This is a genomic window from Rhodococcus sp. MTM3W5.2, assembly GCF_001984015.1.
Taxonomy (GTDB): domain Bacteria; phylum Actinomycetota; class Actinomycetes; order Mycobacteriales; family Mycobacteriaceae; genus Rhodococcus_G; species Rhodococcus_G oryzae.
Genome location: NZ_CP019572.1, coordinates 4,800,133 through 4,814,571, shown reverse-complemented (window position 1 = coordinate 4,814,571; position 14,439 = coordinate 4,800,133). Strand labels below are relative to the sequence as shown.

Below are 14,439 nucleotides of genomic sequence, written 5' to 3'. Positions count from 1 at the left end.
GGACGCGTGAGGTGGCTGTCAGCTAGCCGCTACCGCTGACGGTGGGGTTCCATCAACCGCGCATTGCGGCTGGCGAATCCCAGGCAGCTACCCGGCCCCCGAGTCCCCGGTCGAGTCCCGACCGGGATCCGTGCGACAAACGTCCGCGCACGGGTACGGCTCGGGGGCCGTTCTGCGCTCCGCGCCCGTGCGCGCGTCTCACCCCGACTGGGGTACAAAGCGCGCACAGTTCGGGCAGGGGTTCGCACCCCGCCAACCGCCGCGCTCGAGGAGGGCGCGTACCTCGGCGGCCACCAGACACGGCTCCTCGTTCACCTCCTCCCATCCGAAGACCAGTTGGTCCCTGCCGGCCAGCGAAGCCGCGTTCGAACGGCGACGGTCGCGTCGGCGCACCTTCCGCGAGGAGTGCCACTTGTGTCCGTCCAGTCGCACGACCAGCACCGCCGCGGACCCGGTGTACGTGACGTCCTCGTAGAGTGTCACTCCGTCGACCGCCACCGGGCCCTGCCGCACGGCGTCCGGGAGTCCGTGCGCTCGTTCGACGTCGATTGCGTAGTGGAATTCGAGTACCGACTGGATCCCGTTTGCAAGCATCGAGCAGGCGTCGGCGATGGCCCGGTTGTACCGTCGCGGTTTGCGGTCGACGATCCGTGACTGCAGCCGGGACAGTCGGATTCCGCCATTGGTGACGCTAGCGACGACCGATCCGTAGGCCAGTCGCGCCGTCGGCTGATCGACTGCGAGATCGATCGCGGTGTCCGGCGGCGAGGTCCGTGGCGGTTCCGTTTCGACGCCGATGCGAGAGAAGGCACGGGAGCGGTGCACGATCACCCCGGGATGCAGCAATTCGCCGATGGACGGGACGGGTTCGTGGGCGCGCGGTGGCCTGCGGATTGCCGTCGCATACTGGTTCACAGCGGACGAGCCGTACGGCACTGTGATGTGCACCGGCCCGCCGGGCGCCGTCGGTAACAGTCCCCACTCCTCCGCCGCGGTGTCGTGGCTGAGCATCGCGACCCCGCCATAGAGCAGCGCTGCACGGAGGAGCATGGGGCGGCTCAGGGGCCCTGTCGTCACGGCATAGACACCGTGCAGCGGACGCTGCCACTGGCCGGATTCGAGAAGGTACTGGACATGCTTACGTGTGTAGCCCGACCGCTGTGCTTGTGCGGCCGACAGCAGGCCGTCCTGCGACTCGAGCAGCTGCTCCAGTGCTTCCAGATCTGTGGAGTTCGTCATGGGCCGGACATTGTCGGGCGGCACCGACCGACAACGTCACGACAGCCGCAGCACCGACTTTGCGTGTGGACTATTCGGGGCCTGTTGGTAAGGCGAGAACCGTGCGTGGTTTTTACCCCGACTGGGGTGCAACACGCGCACGGGCGGCGCAGCCGCGGCTATCCGATGTAGCGGGAGAGGCGGGCCGAGAGGTGCGGCTTCAGCGGGCCGTCGGCGAGGATGCGCTCCTCGACGTAGGCGAGGTCGCCGCCCTCGACGATGCCGTACAGGCGCTTGGCGCCGCCGACCAGTGCACCCTGCTTGCTGCGGATGACCACGTCGGTCGCGAGCTCCCAGCTGGACTGGGTCAGTGCCTGGCCGTAGTACAGCTCGACGACGCCGGAGCTGTGCGTGAGCAGCAGCTCGACGACCTCCTCGTCGATGCTCCCGGGGATGCCGTCTCCTGCGACGCGCCAGTACCCGCTCTCGCGCAGGTCCGGCCGGACGTACTCGCCGTCGGCGTCGAGGACCCAGGTCTGCGAATCCCAGTGCAGATAGTTGCCGCCGTCGTGCGAGACCACGATCTGCTGACCGAAGCGGTACTCGCCATCGGTCGGGTTGTTGGCCTCGCCCTCGCCGCGCCAGACGCCGACCATGGGGAGCAGCGCGAGCATGCCCGGGTTCAGGTCGGGGCCGAGGCGGAGGTTGGCGGTGTCCTCGGGGACGGGGAGGCCGGGCAGCACCGGGATGTTGCGCGCGCTGGTTTCCTTCGCGCGCTCCTCGGCGGCGGCTACGGCACGATCGCCGCTGCCACGCTGCACGGACACCGCATCAGACGGTGCGCCCTCGCCCGATTGGGGCTGCGCACCGTCGTCCGGACCGGACGTCTGGCTCACGACTCGTCGGTCACCAGGCGGTACACGACATACAGCGAGAACCAAGCAATCAGCACGGAGGCGAAGGCGAGTAGAACCTCGAAGAAGATGACCACGGCATCAGTGTAAACCGCTGCGTCGCAGCCGCATGCCGTGGGTGCCGACTGCACCGGAAACGCCGAAGCGGCCCCGCTCCCTGGTGGGGGAGCGGGGCCGCTGAGTCGAACTGTGCGCGCTTTTCACCCTGGTTGGGGTGAGACTCGCGCACGGGCGCCGGAGGCGCTACTTCGAGACGGTGATGTCCACGTTGTGGACGCCGTTGCCCTCGGGGGTGACGGTGGTGTCGCCGTTGCCGGTGCTGGACAGCGCACGCACGGTCCAGGTGCCGGGGGCGGCGAAGAACCGGAAGTCGCCGGTGCCGGAGGCCACGACCTCGGCGGTGAACTCGCCGGTGCCGTCGAGCAGGCGGACGAACGCGCCGCCGACCGGCTGGCCGTCAGCGGCCAGCACGCGGCCCGTGATGACGGTTTCCTTCTCGACGTCCACGCCCGCGGGCAGGGTCTGACCCTGAACAGGTGCTCCACACATAACTAGGCTCCCAACTCGATCGGTGCACCCACGAGGGAGCCGTACTCAACCCAGCTGCCGTCGTAGTTCTTGACATTGTTCTTGCCGAGGATCTCCTGCAGCACGAACCAGGTGTGGCTCGAGCGCTCGCCGATGCGGCAGTAGGCGATCGTTTCCTTGCTCTCGTCGAAGCCCTTTTCGGCGTAGAGCTTCGTCAGGTCCTCGTCGGACTTGAAGGTGCCGTCCTCGTTGGCGGTGGTGCTCCACGGGATGTTGATGGCGCCGGGGACGTGGCCACGCTGCTGCGCCTGCTCCTGCGGGAGGTGCGCCGGCGCGAGGATCTTGCCGGAGAACTCGTCGGGCGAGCGCACGTCGACCAGGTTCTTGCTGCCGATGGCGTTGATGACCTCGTCGCGGAAGGCGCGGATGGAGGTGTCCGGCTCGCCGGCCTGGTAGGTGGTGGCCGGGCGGACGACCTCGTCCTTCGACAGCGGGCGGCCGTCGAGCTCCCACTTCTTGCGGCCGCCGTCGATCAGCTTGATGTCCTGGTGGCCGTACAGCTTGAAGTACCAGTACGCGTACGCGGCGAACCAGTTGTTGTTGCCGCCGTAGAGCACGACGGTGTCGTCGTTGGCGATGCCCTTGGCGGACAGCAGCGCGGAGAACTGCTCGCGGTTGAGGAAGTCACGACGGACGCCGTCCTGCAGGTCCTTGCGCCAGTCGAGCCGGACAGCGCCCTCGATGTGGCCGCCGTCGTAGGCCGAGGTGTCTTCGTCGACCTCGACGAAGACAGTCTTCGGTGCGTTGAGGTTCTGCTCGGCCCAGTCGGCAGAGACCAGGACGTCGGAGCGAGCCATGGTTTTCCTTTCGATACTTCTTGCGGGGTATGTGGGGTGGTGCGGCCTAGGCCGGTTGGATTGCGCGGCTACGCCGCGGTGATCGATGTCGACCTGCGGAAGCGGGCCACGAGCGGGTAGATCTGGCAGCCGAGGCAGAACGCGAAGGCCGCGTTCAGCAGTGCGGCGAAGAGGGCGAACCCGGTGGCCACGGTGCCGACGACCGTGAGGCCGGTGAGGAAGCCCACCACGCCGACGACGGCGAAGACCAGGCCGACGAGCTGGGCGAACCGCAGCGGGGCGACCGGCTCGCGCTCGGTGGTCGGGGACAGCCGCGGCGCGACGAACCGGGCGAACACCTGGCCGTACGGGCTGTTGCGAGGGCCGCGGGCTGCGCCGAGCCCGAAGACCACGGCCTGCGCCGCGAGCAGCAGACCGGCCGCGACCAGGGAGAACGTCGACAGCACGAGCACGGTCACGAGGACACCGGTGGTGATCCAGGCCGCGAACCGCGGCCCGCGGACGTCGACCTGGTCGGCACTACCGGTGCGGGACCGGGAGGTGGTGGAGGTGGACATGGGAGTGAACTCCTGCGCTTGAAACGGATGCCTTGACGTGCGGAGATGAACCGCGGGTATTCCGGATTGCGATCACGGCGCGGTGCTCAGGCAAGAGATGCCGGATGAGCGGAGAACGTCAGCCGTGGAATCAGCAGCAGGTACAGCAACAACCGCCGAGGCGGCACAGATCAACTGTGCGGCGTCGGGTGAGCATGAGCTCCTGGCTGGTTTGCACGAGTGGCAGCTTACCCGTTTTCGGGCGGGTGTGAATCCCCGGGTCCGCACAGGGGGAGCAGCGCGGCCCGCAGGTCGGCGGCGGTCGGAACCCCGGACACCCGGTACCGCGACGTGCCCTCGGCGTCGAAGATGAACGTGGTCGGCAGCGACAGGACGCCGAGTTCGGCTGCGAGCGCGGGGTTCTCGTCGATGTCGACCTCGATCTCCACGGCCCTGGTCGATGCCGGGTCGAGCTCCCCGTCGAGTGTCTCGAGCACCTGGCCGATCACCCGGCGGACGGCCGCGCACGGCCCGCACCAGTCGGCGGAGAAATGCAGGACGGCAGGGCCCGCGCCCGCCACCCCGGCCTCGGCGAGCAGGGTGCGGCGGGTGTCGGAGCCGGAATCGGACGGTGCGGTGGCCCGCACGGCGCCCGACCGGGCCCGCAGCACCAGCCCCGCCGCCGCTGCAGCGACGAGGACAAGCGCGAGGACGAGCAGACCGGTCATGGCGTCTGCAGATCGTCGAGGTTGATCACCACGTTCTCGCCGGAGCCCTCGATGACGACCTGCGAGCCCTCCGCGTAGACCTTGGTCGGCAGCACGCCGAAGGGCAGTTGCTGGGCCTCGACGGTGCGGGTGAACAGACCGAGCACGGCGGGTTTGAACGGACCGGGGACGGTGAAGTCCGCATTGCCCTCGGGGCCGAAGTAGAGATCGGTGGCGACGATCTTGACGTCCTCGCCGTCGAGGAGGAGGTCGGCCTGCACGCTGACGGCAGCCGACAGCGGACCGATCGGAACCGTTCCGGTCAGCACAACGCCGCCGGAGGTGGTCATCCCGGAACCGCCGGACCCGCCGGTGCCGTCGGACTTGTCCGCGGGCGGCGCGGACACCTGGAGGTCGGGGATGCCGAGGAACTGGCCAAGAGCGGTGGCGTCGATCAGGATCCGGCCGTCGAGCTGGTCGACGGGGACCGTCTTGACGGTGCCGTTCACCAGGTCGGATGCGGGGATGTTCACCCCGCGCAGGTTCGCCTCGACGGTGACCTCGCCGAGAACCTGGCTGTCGACGCCCCTCGCACGGATCTCGACGTTCTCGTATTTGCCGTTCACGGCCTGGGTGAGGAAAGGGAAGCCGCCGATGGTCACGTCGGGGTCCGAATTGAGCTCACCGCCCTCGCGCAGGCTCCGTGAGACCCGATACTCGGAGTAGGCGGCCGCGCCGAAGTCGATGACGACCGCGAGCGCCAAGAGCAACACCAGGCTGAGAATCAGTTTCCGCACCGCACCATTGTTGCTGACCGGAACGGGGCTGTGTGGGGTGCCCACCGGGCGCGGCACGTTAGTCTGTTCGAGTATCGCGTCACTGTCGGCCGTGCCCGGGCACATGAAACGGCGAGAAGGGGAGGCCGCGTGGAGCTGCTCCTGCTGACCTCGGACCCACACCCTGAGTCGGTGCTGCCTTCACTTGCGCTCCTGGCACATACCGTGCGACCAGCCCCGACGGAGGTCGCCTCGCTGCTCGAGGCCGGATCCGCCGACATAGCGCTGGTCGATGCCCGGACCGATCTGGCCGCCGCGCGCGGCCTGTGCAGGCTGCTCGGCAGCACCGGATCCGCGGTTCCCGTCGTCGCGGTCCTCACCGAGGGCGGCTTGGTCGCGGTGAACGCCGACTGGGGTCTCGACGACATCCTGCTGCCCGGCACCGGGCCCGCCGAGCTCGACGCCCGGCTGCGGCTCCTGGTGGGGCGCAGCGGCGGCGTCGCCAGCCCGGAGAGCTCCGGCAAGATCACGCTCGGCGAGTTGGTCATTGACGAGGGCACCTATACGGCCCGGCTCCGTGGTCGCCCGCTCGACCTCACCTACAAGGAGTTCGAGCTCCTCAAGTACCTCGCGCAGCACGCGGGCCGGGTGTTCACCCGCGCGCAGCTGCTGCAGGAGGTCTGGGGTTACGACTTCTTCGGCGGCACCCGCACGGTGGACGTGCACGTCCGACGGCTCCGCGCCAAGCTCGGCCCCGAGTACGAAGCCCTCATCGGCACCGTGCGCAACGTCGGCTACAAGGCCGTCCGGCCCAGCCGGAAGTCCGGCGCCGCGCCACAGCCCGTCGACGACGGCGGCGATGACGACGGCGGCGCGGTCGACGATTCGGAGCTGACCCCGGCCAACGGGACGGTCCTGTAGATGCAAGAGGCGGCAAGGAGCTGGTTCTATCTGCTCGACGACGACCAGGTCGCGCAGGTGCACGGTGTGCTGGACCGGGCGCTCGCGGCCGACGGGACCGCGCCGCTCTCCGAGCAGGCCGTCCACCACATCGTGGGTAAGTCGGAGTCGTCGCGGCATCTGCTGTGGACGCTGGACGATTCGATCGTCGGTTACGCGAGCCTCGAGCCGCCGCACGGAGAGCATCCGGCGATGGTGGAGGTCGCCGTCGACCCGGCGCATCGGGGTACCGGGATCGGCCGCGGCCTGGTCAGGGAGGCCCTGGCGAAGGGCGGCGAGGGCGCCCGGGTCTGGGCGCACGGCGACCTGCCCGCCGCCCGTGCCGTCGCCGCGCGCCTCGGCCTGAGTCCCGTCCGCGAGCTGTTGCAGCTGCGTCGACCCTTGGACCGGCCGGAACTGCCCGACGTCGCGGTTCCCGATGGCGTGATCCTGCGGACCTACGCGGGGGCGGAGGACGACGCCGAGTTGCTGCGCGTCAACGCCGCGGCCTTCGACTGGCATCCCGAGCAGGGGTCGTGGACCGAGCGGGAGATCGCCGAGCGGCGCGCCGAGTCCTGGTTCGACCCCGAGGGCCTGTTCATCGCGGCCGACGCGGGGACCGGCGACGTCCTGGGATTCCACTGGACCAAGGTGCACCCGGCGACGTCCGAATCGGGCGAGCTCGGCGAGGTGTACGTGGTGGCGGTCGACCCGGCGGCACAGGGCAGGGGCCTTGGCAGGCTGCTCACCGTCGCGGGCCTGCGGTATCTGCGCGAGCGTGGCCTGGGGACGGTGCTGCTGTACACCGAGGCGGACAACGTCGCCGCCCTGCACACCTACGAGCGGCTCGGATTCGAGCGGTTCCACGTGGATGTCGCCTACGCCTGAGGGGCCGTTTGCCGTGGCCCGGGGTGAGATCCGCCTCACCCGGCCATGAGTTCACCCTCCGTTCACCCTTCTGGGACGCTCTGTCCACCACCTGCCCCTACCTTTCTCGTTGGGCGGCGCCGTGCTGCCTGGTGCAGCGCTGATGCGGACTGCGCCACGGAACACCGCCCGACAATGGGCGTGAAGTTGAGCCTCCCGGAGGAAATAGCGTGAACCTCAAGCGCAGTGCTGCGATGTTCGGTGTGCTGGCCGCAGGTGCCATGGCCCTGACCGCGTGCGGCAGCGACGACAACTCCTCCTCGGGCACGACGGTGGACACCTCCGCCTCGAACGCCGCCTGCGAGGGCAAGGACACGCTGTCCGCGGCCGGTTCCTCCGCGCAGAAGAACGCGATGGACGCCTTCACCTCCACCTACATCGCGGTGTGCAAGGACAAGGGCAAGACCGTCAACGTCGCCTACAACCCCAGCGGTTCCGGTGACGGGCGCACCCAGTTCATCGCCAAGCAGATCGACTTCGCCGGCTCCGACTCCGCCATCAAGGCCGAGCAGGCCGCAGCGGCCAAGGAGCGTTGCGCGGGCAACGACGCCTGGAACCTGCCGCTGGTCTTCGGTCCGGTCGCCCTCGCCTACAACATCGACGGCGTCGACAACCTGACGCTCAACGGCGAGGTCATCGCCAAGATCTTCAACGGCGGCATCAAGAAGTGGAACGACCCGGCCATCGCCGCGCTCAACAGCGGCGCCACCCTGCCGGATCAGGACATCACCGTGATCGTCCGCTCCGACTCCTCGGGCACCACCGACAACTTCCAGCAGTACCTGACCACCGCCTCGAAGGGCGCGTGGACCCAGGGCGCCGGCTCCGACTTCAAGGGCGGCATCGGTGAGGGCGCGAAGGGTTCGGCAGGCGTCGCGCAGGCCGTCGCGGGTGCGCCCGGCTCGATCACCTACGTCGAGAAGTCCTTCGCGGACCAGAACAAGCTCAAGGCCGCCCAGATCGACAGCGGCGCGGGCGCGGTTGCGCTGACCGAGGACTCGGCAAGCAAGGCGATCGAGGGCGCGGCCTTCAAGACCGAGGGCGTCGGCGACCTGACGCTCGACCTGAACTCGATCTACGGCACCACCGAGGCCGGCGCCTACCCGCTGGTCCTGGCGACCTACGAGATCGTCTGCTCCAAGGGCTACGACGCCGACACCTCCGCGGCCGTCAAGTCGTTCCTGACCAGCGCGGCCAACGAGGGCCAGTCGGAGCTGTCCGCGCAGGGCTACGTGCCGCTGCCCGCCACGGTCAAGGACAAGCTGAACGCGTCCATCTCGGCCATCGGCTGATTGTTCCGACCGGTCCAGGCTCTATATTCAACGAAGAAGATTGCGAGCGCAGATGAGCGACGCGCCCACCCAATCGGCACCTCGCACCCCCAACCCCGGTGATGCCGGGGTGGGGGTGGGCGGTCCGCTCGGAACACCGGAGGCACCGATCACTCCATCACCTGCAGCCTCGTCGAAGACGGTGACGCGCCCGGGCGACCGGGTCTTCACCTCGATGGCGACCGGCTCGGCCGTGTTCATCTCGGTGCTGATCGGTGCCATCGGCGCGTTCCTGGTGTGGCGGGCGGTGCCCGCACTCGCCCGCAACGAGGTGAACTTCCTCACCAGCAGCACATGGGACACCGACAACATCAACAGCATGGCGTTCGGCGTCCTGGACCTGTTCCAGGTCACCGTGCTGGTGTCGGTGTTCGCCCTGGCGCTGGCCATGCCGGTTGCGCTTGGCATCGCGATCTTCCTCACCGAGTACTCGCCGAAGCGGCTCGCACGGCCGCTGGCGTACGTGATCGACCTGCTCGCCGCCGTGCCGTCCATCGTGTACGGCCTGTGGGGCCTGCTGATCTTCGCCCCCGCGATCAAGCCGCTGGCCGTCTGGCTCAACGAGAACCTGTCCTGGATCCCGTTGTTCGCCACCGGCTCCGGCTCGATCGCGGGCGGCGGCACGATCTTCACCGCGGGCATCGTGCTCGCTGTGATGATCCTGCCGATCATCACAGCGGTCACCCGCGAGGTCTTCGTGCAGACCCCGACCTCGCAGATCGAGGCGGCGCTGGCGCTCGGCGCCACCAAGTGGGAGGTCGTCAAGACCACCATCATCCCGTTCGGGAAGTCCGGCTACATCAGCGGTTCCATGCTCGGCCTCGGCCGGGCGCTCGGCGAGACGATGGCGCTCTACATGATCCTGCGCACCACCTCGAAGGCGTTCGGATGGTCGCTGTTCGACAGCGGTTCCACCATCGCCTCGAAGATCGCGCTCGGTTACGCCGAGTTCAACAACGAGATCCAGGCCGGCGCCTACATCGCGGTCGGACTGGTGCTGTTCATCCTGACCTTCGTGGTCAACGCAGCGGCCCGCGCCGCGATCGCCGGAAAGAGGGCCTGACATGACGGTGACCCTCGATCGACCCGTCAAGAAGCCGACCTTCCAGGGGGTCAGCGGGCGACGACGCTTCGCCGACCTGGCGGCGGCGGTGCTCGTGACTCTCGCGGTGCTGGTGGCGCTGGTGCCGCTGGTGTGGGTGCTCTACACGGTGATCGTCCGCGGCTTTCCCGCGATGACCAGCGCGACCTGGTTCACCAACTCGTTCAGCGGCCTGTCCGCCTCCGCCACCGGCGGCGGCATCTACCACGCCCTGATCGGAACCCTGATCCAGGGACTGGTGTGCGCGGTTCTGTCGATCCCGCTCGGACTGTTCGTCGCCATCTACCTGGTGGAGTACGCGGGCCCGTCCAAGCTGGGTCGGCTGACCACGTTCATGGTCGACATCCTCAGCGGTGTCCCGTCCATCGTGGCCGCGCTGTTCATCTACGCCCTGTGGATCGCGACCTTCGGCTTCCCCAAGTCGGCGTTCGCTGTGTCCCTGGCCCTGGTCCTGCTGATGGTCCCCGTCGTCGTCCGCAGCACCGAGGAGATGCTCCGCATCGTGCCGCAGGATCTGCGCGAGGCCTCCTACGCGCTCGGCGTGCCGAAGTGGAAGACGATCATGCGGATCGTCGTCCCCACCGCGCTGCCGGGCATCATCACCGGCGTCATGCTGGCCCTGGCCCGCGTGCTCGGTGAGACCGCGCCGCTGCTGATCCTGGTCGGCTACGCACCCTTCATCAACTTCGACATGTTCAACGGCGAGATGGGGTCGCTGCCCGGCGTCATGGTCGCCGAGATGAACAATCCGACCGACGCGGGCGCCAGCCGCATCTGGGGCGCGGCGCTCACGCTGATCATGCTGATCGCGGTGCTGAACATCGCGGCGAAGGCGATCGGTCACCTCTCCCGGGTCCGGAGCAAGTGACCCCATGACGACCACACCGCTCACACAACCTCGAGGGAGCCACCATGGCCAAGCGTCTTGATCTCAAGGACGTCAACATCTACTACGGCAAGTTCCACGCCGTCGCGGATGTGGGTCTGTCCGTGCCCCCGCGCAATGTGACCGCCTTCATCGGCCCCTCCGGCTGCGGCAAGTCGACGGTGCTGCGCTCGCTCAACCGCATGCACGAGGTCACCCCGGGTGCCCGCGTCGAGGGCGCCATCCTGCTCGACGGCGAGGACATCTACGGCTCGCAGGTCGACCCGGTCGGCGTCCGCCGCACCATCGGCATGGTGTTCCAGCGTCCGAACCCGTTCCCCACCATGTCGATTCGCGACAACGTGGTGGCCGGGCTGAAGCTGCAGGGGGTGCGCAACAAGAAGCAGCTCGACGAGGTCGCCGAGCAGTCGCTGCGCGGCGCCAACCTGTGGAACGAGGTCAAGGACCGCCTCGACAAGCCCGGTGGCGGGCTGTCCGGCGGCCAGCAGCAGCGTCTGTGCATCGCGCGCGCGATCGCGGTCTCGCCCGACGTGCTGCTCATGGACGAGCCGTGTTCGGCGCTCGACCCGATCTCGACGCTGGCCATCGAGGACCTGATCACGGAGCTGAAGAAGGACTTCACCATCGTGATCGTCACGCACAACATGCAGCAGGCCGCCCGGGTCAGCGATCAGACCGCGTTCTTCAATCTCGAGGCCACCGGCAAGCCGGGCCGGCTCGTCGAGATCGACGACACCGAGAAGATCTTCTCCAACCCGACGCAGAAGGCCACCGAGGACTACATCTCGGGCCGCTTCGGCTAGACAGCCTTCGTCGAACGGGCCGTTGTCGGGTATCGCTCTCGGGCGATGCTCCGGCAGCGGCCCGTTCGCTTTTCCGTGCCTGCCGATACGAGAACGCCCCGACCGGTGATCCGGTCGGGGCGTCGTGGTTGTGTGGTCAGGATTCCAGCGAGGTGGTCTCTTCGGGGTCGACGGGCATCTTGCCGGTGACCAGGAAGATGACGCGGCGGGCGACCTCGACCGCGTGATCGGCGAAGCGCTCGTAGAACCGGCCCAGCAGGGTCACGTCGACGGCCGCGGCCACGCCGTGCTTCCACTCCCGGTCCATCAGCACGCTGAAGAGGTGGCGGTGCAGATCGTCCATCGCGTCGTCCTCCTCGCGGAGCTTCGCGGCCCGCTCGGGGTCGCGGGTCTCGAGGACCTCACGCGCGCCGGCCCCGAGGGCCACCGCGATCCGGCCCATCTCGGCGAAGTAGCCGTTGACCTCCTCGGGCAGCACGTGGTTCGGATGTCGACGGCGAGCGATCTTGGCGACGTGCAGCGCCAGGGCCCCCATCCGGTCGATGTCCGAGACGATCTGGATTCCACTCACCACGGACCGGAGATCCCCTGCGACCGGCGCCTGCAGCGCGAGCAGGGCGAACGCCCGCTCCTCGCAGGCGACGCTGAGCTCGGTGATCTGGTCGTGATCGCTGATGACCTGCTCGGCCAGCGAGAGATCGGCCTGGAGCAGCGACTGGGTCGCCCGCTCCATGGCCGCGCCCGCCAGGCCCGCCATCTCGCCGAGCATGTCGGCGAGCTCGGTCATCTGTTCGTTGTAAGCCACGCGCATGGAATCAAAGCCTACGGCGTGTGGGATACCAAGTCACGGTCATTGGGTTAACGCGGCATGAATGACGGTGCACGTCAGGGCGGTAAAAGCCGGTCAGGCGCAGGAATCGTCTGCCGCATTGGTGAACGCCAGATCGGCGGGCAGGGCGTCGGCCGCCTCGCCGCTCGCGGAGGAGTTCTTGGGGGCCATTGTCGGGGTCAGCGCGGCGCCGACGGACTTGGGCTGGGCGACGGTTCCCGAGAAGCTCGACCCGAGCACCACCTCGACGATGCCGCCGAGATCGGAGGACTCCTGCAGCACCGCGCCGGGCAGCGAGGAGGCCACCGTCGCGGCCTCCGCCTCGAGCCCGGGCGAGAAGCGGACCAGCGTGTTCGTGCTGGTACCGGTGTAGTTCCCGACGCTGTAGATCTGGAATCCGTACGAGCCGAGATCGTCGGCGGCGGTGGCGGCGAGCCCGGTGACACCCGATCCGTTGGACACCTGCAGCGAGACGTCCATCGGGCTGACCGCCTCGAGCGCAGGCGGTGCGGGCGCGGTGGGCTTCGGGCCGACTGGGCGGAGGAGGGCGCCGGGTCCTTGCGCTCCTCGCCCGGAAGAGGCTCGTCGTCGATGATCGCCTGGAAGATCGCGTCGATGTCGTCCTGGCGGGGGATCTCATTGCCCAGCTCGTTGGTGCCCGCGGTGGGGACGGTGAGGAACGTGACAGCGCCCGCGTCCACGTTCTGCAGCGATCGGCCCAGCATCACGAGCGACTTGGTGTCGATGTTCTGGACGAAGGTGTCGCGGGTGAAGGCGTTGATGAAGCCGTTGAGCTTGCCCGGGTCGAACAGCACTTTGTTCGACAGCGCCCCGCGCAGCAGCGAGGACAGGAACATCTGCTGGCGCTTGATCCGGCCGTAATCCCCGTTGCCCTCTGCCTCGACCTTGCGCGCCCGCACGTAGTTCAGCGCGGTGGCGCCGTCGATCGTCTGCTTGCCCGCATTCGGCAGAACCGTTCCGAGTTCCCCGTCGATCAGAGGTGTGGTCGTGCAGACCTCGACCCCGCCGACCTGGTTGACCATCGACTCGAATCCGGAGAAGTCCATGGCAACGAAGTGGCCGATCTTGAGGCCTGACATCTTCTGGATCACCTTGACCAGGCACTTCGGCCCGCCGAACGCGTAGGCGGAATTGAGCTTGTCGTTGTCCGCGGGCGGATTCATCTCGGTCGAATACTGGCCCGTGTCGCTGTTCCAGTCCGCGCAACTGGGCCGAGCGATGTCCAGGTCGCGGGGGAACGACACCGCGACGACCCGGCTGCGGTCCGCCGGGATGTTGACCAGGATCACCGTGTCCGCGCGGGCGCCCTCGGCGTCTTCGACCGAACCGGCGCCCACGCCGCCGTTCGCGCCCGCCCTGGTGTCGGTGCCGACGATCAGGTAGGTCTCGTCGCCGGTCTGCCCGCCGGGGTCGACGACGTCGGTGCTGTCGAGGTCGAGGGCGGCAACCTGGCTGAAGCCGTTGTCGGTGTTGCGCAGGTAGCCCCACGCGACGCCGGTGATCCCGACGGAGGCGGCCGCGGCCACCGCGACCGCGCTGCGGCCGAGCACCCGCCACCGCTTCTGCTTGCGGTTCTTGCTCGCGGCGAGGCGGGTCTCGCCGGGTGCGCCGACACGGACAGGATCACCTGCGGCGGGGCCGACGTGTTCGGGCTCCGCCCGGCGCAGCCAGCCGGTGGTTGGCGCAGGCGGCGGGTCGGGCACCGGGTCCTGCCGCGGACGGGCGGGTGGCAGCGGCGACATCGCGGGAGTCTTCATCCGGCCGCTGTCGGCCGGGGCGGGCTGTCGCGGTTCACCAGGTCGGAGACGGAGATCCGCTCGGTGTGCTCGCCGGGTTCGCCGTGCCTGCGACCGATCCGGCCACTGTCGGCCCGCTGCTGGTCGGGAGGGCCGGGAGGCTGCTGCGATTCGGGCCGGTACTGGGGTCGGCTCACGTGCGAGAGCGGTCGTTCCCAGGGAGCGCGACCTTCAGGCACTGGGCCTGGTGTCTGATCGTCGCTCACCTACTTGAACCCTGCCTCTCACGTCTGCATTCACCGCCGCACCGGACGATCACAACATGATAC

General features: G+C 68.6%; 14 protein-coding genes and 1 pseudogene. 6 read left to right on the top strand and 9 right to left on the bottom strand.

What is annotated here, in order from left to right:
• Window positions 1–198 precede the first annotated feature (198 nt).
• From BTZ20_RS21950 to BTZ20_RS21920, 7 genes are all read right to left on the bottom strand, one after another.
• Window positions 199–1,239, bottom strand: coding sequence for a type IV toxin-antitoxin system AbiEi family antitoxin domain-containing protein (locus tag BTZ20_RS21950; protein WP_077042807.1), 1,041 nt, complete (start codon window positions 1,237–1,239; stop codon window positions 199–201).
• Between the two features lie 158 nt (window positions 1,240–1,397).
• The gene (locus BTZ20_RS21945) at window positions 1,398–2,039 is read right to left on the bottom strand and encodes an FABP family protein (RefSeq protein ID WP_077043898.1); all 642 of its coding nucleotides are present in this window, start codon (window positions 2,037–2,039) and stop codon (window positions 1,398–1,400) included.
• Between the two features lie 336 nt (window positions 2,040–2,375).
• The gene (locus BTZ20_RS21940) at window positions 2,376–2,681 is read right to left on the bottom strand and encodes a DUF1416 domain-containing protein (RefSeq protein ID WP_027503393.1); all 306 of its coding nucleotides are present in this window, start codon (window positions 2,679–2,681) and stop codon (window positions 2,376–2,378) included.
• 2 nt (window positions 2,682–2,683) lie between these two features.
• Window positions 2,684–3,517: a sulfurtransferase gene (locus BTZ20_RS21935; RefSeq protein ID WP_077042806.1), complete on the bottom strand. Its 834-nt coding sequence runs from the start codon at window positions 3,515–3,517 to the stop codon at window positions 2,684–2,686.
• A gap of 68 nt (window positions 3,518–3,585) precedes the next feature.
• Window positions 3,586–4,074 carry a DUF4395 domain-containing protein gene (locus tag BTZ20_RS21930; protein ID WP_077042805.1) on the bottom strand — a complete coding sequence of 163 codons (489 nt, stop codon included), beginning with the start codon at window positions 4,072–4,074 and terminating at the stop codon, window positions 3,586–3,588.
• 227 nt (window positions 4,075–4,301) lie between these two features.
• Window positions 4,302–4,781, bottom strand: coding sequence for a thioredoxin family protein (locus BTZ20_RS21925; RefSeq protein WP_077042804.1), 480 nt, complete (start codon window positions 4,779–4,781; stop codon window positions 4,302–4,304).
• Window positions 4,778–5,557: an LmeA family phospholipid-binding protein gene (locus BTZ20_RS21920; RefSeq protein WP_077043897.1), complete on the bottom strand. Its 780-nt coding sequence runs from the start codon at window positions 5,555–5,557 to the stop codon at window positions 4,778–4,780. The genes BTZ20_RS21925 and BTZ20_RS21920 overlap by 4 nt, the downstream gene beginning before the upstream one ends.
• Before the next feature lie 129 nt (window positions 5,558–5,686).
• Here BTZ20_RS21920 and BTZ20_RS21915 point away from each other — a divergent pair, with 129 nt between their 5' ends.
• The 6 genes from BTZ20_RS21915 to pstB all read left to right on the top strand — a co-directional run bounded on the left by BTZ20_RS21915 (window position 5,687) and on the right by pstB (window position 11,524).
• The gene (locus tag BTZ20_RS21915) at window positions 5,687–6,457 is read left to right on the top strand and encodes a winged-helix domain-containing protein (RefSeq protein ID WP_077042803.1); all 771 of its coding nucleotides are present in this window, start codon (window positions 5,687–5,689) and stop codon (window positions 6,455–6,457) included.
• Window positions 6,458–7,363, top strand: coding sequence for a mycothiol synthase (gene mshD, locus BTZ20_RS21910; RefSeq protein ID WP_077042802.1), 906 nt, complete (start codon window positions 6,458–6,460; stop codon window positions 7,361–7,363).
• Between the two features lie 209 nt (window positions 7,364–7,572).
• On the top strand, window positions 7,573–8,694 hold the full coding sequence (gene pstS, locus BTZ20_RS21905) for a phosphate ABC transporter substrate-binding protein PstS (protein ID WP_077042801.1): 1,122 nt from the start codon (window positions 7,573–7,575) through the stop codon (window positions 8,692–8,694).
• Window positions 8,695–8,746: 52 nt separating this feature from the next.
• Window positions 8,747–9,796: a phosphate ABC transporter permease subunit PstC gene (gene pstC / locus BTZ20_RS21900; RefSeq protein ID WP_077042800.1), complete on the top strand. Its 1,050-nt coding sequence runs from the start codon at window positions 8,747–8,749 to the stop codon at window positions 9,794–9,796.
• 1 nt (window position 9,797) lies between these two features.
• On the top strand, window positions 9,798–10,703 hold the full coding sequence (gene pstA / locus BTZ20_RS21895; RefSeq protein WP_077042799.1) for a phosphate ABC transporter permease PstA: 906 nt from the start codon (window positions 9,798–9,800) through the stop codon (window positions 10,701–10,703).
• A gap of 44 nt (window positions 10,704–10,747) precedes the next feature.
• Window positions 10,748–11,524, top strand: a complete 777-nt coding sequence (gene pstB / locus BTZ20_RS21890) for a phosphate ABC transporter ATP-binding protein PstB (RefSeq protein ID WP_027503383.1) — start codon at window positions 10,748–10,750, stop codon at window positions 11,522–11,524.
• Window positions 11,525–11,660: 136 nt separating this feature from the next.
• On the opposite strand, the gene phoU is transcribed toward pstB, so the two are convergent.
• Both phoU and BTZ20_RS29580 read right to left on the bottom strand, forming a co-directional pair.
• Complete coding sequence (gene phoU, locus BTZ20_RS21885) at window positions 11,661–12,335, bottom strand: phosphate signaling complex protein PhoU (protein WP_077042798.1); 675 nt, start codon at window positions 12,333–12,335, stop codon at window positions 11,661–11,663.
• 93 nt (window positions 12,336–12,428) lie between these two features.
• Window positions 12,429–14,307: pseudogene (locus BTZ20_RS29580) on the bottom strand (LCP family protein).
• Between the last annotated feature and the right edge of the window lie 132 nt (window positions 14,308–14,439).